Origin of the sequence: Bartonella sp. AU18XJBT, from assembly GCF_028618595.1 — a bacterium.
In the GTDB taxonomy this organism is placed as follows: Bacteria; Pseudomonadota; Alphaproteobacteria; order Rhizobiales; family Rhizobiaceae; genus Bartonella.
The window spans coordinates 1-4,755 of record NZ_JAQITE010000071.1; the positions used below are offsets into that span (position 1 = coordinate 1).

Consider the following 4,755-nt stretch of genomic DNA (forward strand, 5'->3'; position numbering starts at 1 on the left):
GTTCGGCAAGCGAGCGCAGCACAACGGGCTTTATGGCTTTTAACCTCTGAGGCGTTGCGTGCGCAAAAGGGTACGGGCGAGATCCATTTTTATGGCAATCGTTATTGGGCGCGTGAACTTAACCAGTGTGGCTTAGAACTGTTGGGTAATTCGTCGTTTAGCCTCACCCATAATGGTGAAGTGGTTACCCGTTTAAGCGCAAATGAAAGTATGCTTAAAGGACCGCTGAAAGTGGATGGTGATGTTGTTTATACGAAGGCGCAAGTGGATAAATTAATAGCTTCATTAATCAAAAAACCAGTTGAAATTCTCATGACAGAAAGCGGCACTATTCCATTGCCTGAAGGCGTCACTGATAACACCGATGTAGAAATATGGGCGTGGGGTGGTGGTGGCAGCGGGGCGGCTGGAGGTTGGTTAAAAAATACTTATAACGGTCGTATCAGGTATACCTACTACGGTGGCGGTGGAAGGTGGTGGAGGACAATGTGTCCGCATTCAAATTAAAGGATCTCAACTTAGAAAATCAAGAAATATTCAAATTGGTCGTGGTGGTAAAAATGGTAATGGTGGGGCAACGATTATTGAAGGAGTTCTCGTAGCAAATGGTGGGAGTATAGGCTCTCAGGGTAGCGGAGTTACCAAAACAGTAGGAGCAGGAGGTTACTCCGGCATTAAAAACTTTATTTTTTCTGGCGGTAATGGTGGAAATGGCGGAAGCTGTGAGGGTGGAAGCTCTCTTTTTGGTGGTGCTGGTGGCGGTGGCGGATCTAGTAATGGTGACGGCGGCTGGGGTGGTGAAAGTGACAAAGGTGGAAAAGGTGGCAGAGGTGGTCGTAATCAAGCTGACGCAGGTGGCGGTGGAGGAGGTTATTTTCCTGGAAAGGATGCAGAAAATTATAACACTGGTGATGGCGGGAATGGCGCTATATTGTTGAAATTTTTTATCTAGGAGCATTTCATGGAATATGCAGTTGTTGAAAATGGTGTGGTAACAAATATTATTGTAGCATCAGAAGATTATGTTCACGCCTTTGATGGTGAGGCGATCCCCTCAAATGAAGCGCAAATTGGTTGGACTTATAAGGATGGAGTATTCTCTCCTCCTATTGTTGATGAAAACATAAAACAGCTCTCATCTCCTGAAATGGCAGAAATAGACGCACCCGTAGAGCCCATAGAAGAACCACAAGAGAAAGATAATCAAGTCTAGGCGATAAGGCTTGTATGATTTTCTTTCTTTTAAGTCCTTTTATTGCTCTTTAAAAGCCCTTTTAAAGGGCTTTCTTTGACTGACACTGTCAGTCTTATGGAGCATGGTGATGCTTGTTATTGTTTCTTCATTGATTTGGAGAGCAAGATGGCAACAGAATTTAATCATGGGATTCGCATTGTAGAGGCTGGTGAGGATTCCCGTCCTTTAGCAACATTTGATCAGACCGCCATTGGGGCGGTTGTTACAGCCCCTGATGCTGATAACCAAGTTTTTCCCCTCAACGAGCCTGTGTTGGTCTTTACGCATGAGGGTGAGAAAATCCAAAAGCTTGGGGCAAGAGGCACGGCTCTTGATGTCATCAACGCCGTGTGTGCACAGGGGATTGAGGCACAAATTATCCTTGTGCGGGTGGAAGAAAAATCAACCATTGCTGAGACACAAACTGAGATGGTGGGGTCCAATAGGGCTTTGACCGGTGTGCATGCGCTAAAACACGCTAGAGGTCATTTAGGGGTAGAGCCTGGGATTTTACTGGCACCAGCTTATAGTGCAGGGCGCCTTGATAATGGCAAAAACCCTGTGGCAGACGCCTTGGAACAAGTGGCAGAAAAGCTACAAGCCATTGCCGTGTTTGATACGGGTGGTAAAAATGCGGAAGAAAGCCTTGCCTATCGTGCAGATTTTTCCTCACGCTTTTGTTATCTCATTGACCCTTTTGTACGGGTGGCAAATGGTGATGGGGGTGTTAGTGTTAAACCGGCAAGTCCTTTTGTGGCGGCGATGTTTATCAAACGTGACAAACAAAAGGGGGGTGTTTTTTGGTCCCCCTCTAACCAAGATGTGCATGGTATTTTAGGCACAGCACGCCCGATTAGCTATTTTGATGGCGAAATCGATCATGAGGCTAATCGCCTCAATCAAGCTGATATTGCCACCTTTATTCCCGCCCGCCTTAGCCAAAATGCCCAAGGTCAATTTGCCGCCAATGGACGCATTTTATGGGGTAACCACACCACCTCGAGTGATCCACTCTGGCGTTTTGTCAATGTGGTGCGCACCCGTGCAGCCTTGGAAAAAACCATCATTAACAATTTGCGTCCTTGGGCAAATGACGAAAACCTGACCGGTCAACATGTCATTGCCATTACCCGCAGCCTTACACAGTTTCTGGATGATCTGATTGCGCGTGGTGCATTGCTTGGTGGGCGAGTTTGGTTTGATCGCGATTTAAATTCCAACAGTACGTTGCAATTGGGAAAATTGCGGATCGAGTTTGATGCAGAAGAAGTACCCCCTCTAGAAGATTTGAGTTTCGGCAGCCGGCGCAATAGCGCTTATTTTGATCGGCTGGCGCAAGATATCCAAAAGAAAATGACTTATCAATTTGGCGATACGCTTGAAACTTATCGCAAAGCAGCAAGGAGTTAAAGCATGACTTTACGCATTGTACGCGGTTTTACGCTGATTGTTGATGATGATGTGAATCTTCACCTTGATCTTGAGACATTAAAACTGCCCACGCTGGAAGAAATTACTGAAACCTATCAACCAGGCGGCTCTGATCTGCAAATTGATGTGAGTGGTCTTGGTGTGAAAGCCCTGAGCATGCAAATGAAAATTCGCAGCCACACCCCCGAAATTATCGGTATCTTTGGTGGTCCTCCTGGTCTTCGTCATAAATTCACTGGCAAAAAACATGTGATCTCTGAAGAAGACGGGCGCGAGCATGAGCATTCCATTGATGTCACAGGGCGCTTGGTCAAAGTGGATAGCGAAGGCTTAACGGCTGGAAAAGCCACAGGCTATGATTGCGAGATTAAAAATATTTGGGACTATACGGAATTTTGGGATGGCTCTGTTTTGCATCGCTTTTCCTTTAAACGGGGCGGTTGGCTTGTCCGCAATGGGCAAGAGATCGGTTCTCGCCGCCGCTCTATTCTCAATTTATAAGCTTTCATTATTGATAGGGCTCTCATTTATAGGAATTGATCATGACAAGTTTACAAACCAGCCTTGATGTGGAATTAGCTGTTCCGCTTCTTTATCAAGATAAAGGTGGCAAAGAAACTCTCTGCAAGAAACTGACCTTTTATCGCCCAAACTTCAAGCAAGCACGCCAATTAGCGGTGTTGATTGGACCGCAGCTAGCAAAGCTCGTTCTGCCCGCTGTAGAAGAGGATAAAGTACCTTTCAGCAATGATGTTCTCATTTCCAAGCTTTGTGAGGCTTTATTGACCCATGAGGCTATGGAAGGAATAGCTGTGCTTTTAGCCGATATGTCTCATGAATCTGTTGAATTGATTAACCGTCTTGATGTTGTTGACATTATGGCCGTGTTTAAGGCTTTTTTTGCTTTTTTTCCCAAACGCCAATCCTCTCTGCCGGACAATTTGGAGCAGAACTAGCCCTTTATTATCACTGGGCGCCTTCAGAAATTAACCAGATGGATTGGCTGGATGTGATTGCCTATCGAGAAGAACTCGCACGCCTGAAAGCGCAAGAATATGAAAGCTATCAGTTAGGATAAGAGACGATCATGGATGTTTCCCTTGTTGTGCGTTTTGTTAATCATCTGCAAGAAGGGATAGCTTCTGCCAAGCGTGATCTTGCAGCCTTTAGTTCAGATGTTGCGCATTTCCAAAACAAGACAAGGCAGCACTTTAAAAATTGGTTTGACCCTGAGCATCTTGAGGATGCGACAAGGAATGCGAAAAATGCTTTCAACCATGCGCGTGGACGCATGGTGGGTGCGCTTGCCCAAACCGCAACCTTAATTGCACCGCTCTATAAAGCCATGCAATTTGACCAATCGATGAAAGGCTTGGAAAAGGTTCTGGATGCCCCCCTTGATCGCTTAAAGGAATTGCGCCGTTTTGCGCTTGAAACCTCCACCAAGATTCCGCTGGTGGCGCGTGAAGTCTTGGAATTGATGACCAGTGCCAGCCAAGCAGGGATTGGTGAACAAGATCTAGAAGCTTTTAGCATATATGCTGCTAAAGCAGCTGTTGCTTTTGATATGACGGGAGATCAGATTGGGGAGCGCTTTGCCAAATTGCGCAATGTCTTTAAGCTTAATCAAGCAGGGATTGAAGATTTAGGTGATGCCATCAATCATCTCTCTAACCACATGGCCGCCAAGGCAAGTGAGGTGTCTGACTTTACCAATCGTGCGACCGGTGCAGCAACCATGTTTAAGCTCACCGCACGGGAAACAGCAGCTTTTGGCACGGCGATGATTTCTGCTGGGATTGTTCCTGAGAGTGCTGCGCGTGGTTTTAATGCGATGAGTGCGCGCATTCAGGCGGGGGGCAAACATATTGAAGATGCATTTGCCAATATCGGGCTTTCCCGCGAAAAATTTATGCAAGATCTGGACAAAGATGCCACCGGCACCTTGGTACGCTTTTTTGATGTTTTAGCGAAATCAGAACAGGGCATGCGCTCGCTGATTGCCATTGCTGGACGGGACTTCACGGGCGATTTTGCTAAATTGGTAGGCAATCCCGAATTGTTAGGGCAAGCTTTAGATTATGTGAAAG

General features: G+C 46.2%; 6 protein-coding genes and 1 pseudogene. All 7 read left to right on the forward strand.

What is annotated here, in order from left to right:
- Nucleotides 1-507, forward strand: a pseudogene (locus PVV60_RS09535) (hypothetical protein); the annotation flags it as partial.
- Complete coding sequence (locus PVV60_RS09540) at nt 467-952, forward strand: hypothetical protein (RefSeq protein WP_273724552.1); 486 nt, start codon at nt 467-469, stop codon at nt 950-952. The pseudogene PVV60_RS09535 and the gene PVV60_RS09540, both read left to right, overlap by 41 nt.
- 9 nt (nt 953-961) lie before the next feature.
- Nucleotides 962-1,213, forward strand: coding sequence for a hypothetical protein (locus PVV60_RS09545; protein ID WP_273724553.1), 252 nt, complete (start codon nt 962-964; stop codon nt 1,211-1,213).
- 147 nt (nt 1,214-1,360) lie between these two features.
- Nucleotides 1,361-2,644 (forward strand): phage tail sheath C-terminal domain-containing protein, encoded by a 1,284-nt coding sequence (locus PVV60_RS09550; RefSeq protein ID WP_273724557.1) that lies wholly within the window; start codon nt 1,361-1,363, stop codon nt 2,642-2,644.
- Nucleotides 2,645-2,647: 3 nt separating this feature from the next.
- Nucleotides 2,648-3,166 carry a phage major tail tube protein gene (locus PVV60_RS09555; RefSeq protein ID WP_273724554.1) on the forward strand — a complete coding sequence of 173 codons (519 nt, stop codon included), beginning with the start codon at nt 2,648-2,650 and terminating at the stop codon, nt 3,164-3,166.
- A gap of 41 nt (nt 3,167-3,207) precedes the next feature.
- Complete coding sequence (locus tag PVV60_RS09560; RefSeq protein WP_273724555.1) at nt 3,208-3,621, forward strand: hypothetical protein; 414 nt, start codon at nt 3,208-3,210, stop codon at nt 3,619-3,621.
- A 131-nt stretch (nt 3,622-3,752) separates the two neighbouring features.
- Nucleotides 3,753-4,755: phage tail tape measure protein (locus PVV60_RS09565; protein ID WP_273724556.1), on the forward strand; the 1,003-nt coding region annotated here is incomplete at its 3' end.

What these genes read in the sequence shown, in the direction of transcription:
- PVV60_RS09555 (WP_273724554.1), top strand. Translation starts at nt 2,648, where the DNA reads ATGACTTTACGCATTGTACGCGGTTTTACGCTGATTGTTGATGATGAT.
- PVV60_RS09560 (WP_273724555.1), top strand. Translation starts at nt 3,208, where the DNA reads ATGACAAGTTTACAAACCAGCCTTGATGTGGAATTAGCTGTTCCGCTT.
- PVV60_RS09550 (WP_273724557.1), top strand. Translation starts at nt 1,361, where the DNA reads ATGGCAACAGAATTTAATCATGGGATTCGCATTGTAGAGGCTGGTGAG.
- PVV60_RS09545 (WP_273724553.1), top strand. Translation starts at nt 962, where the DNA reads ATGGAATATGCAGTTGTTGAAAATGGTGTGGTAACAAATATTATTGTA.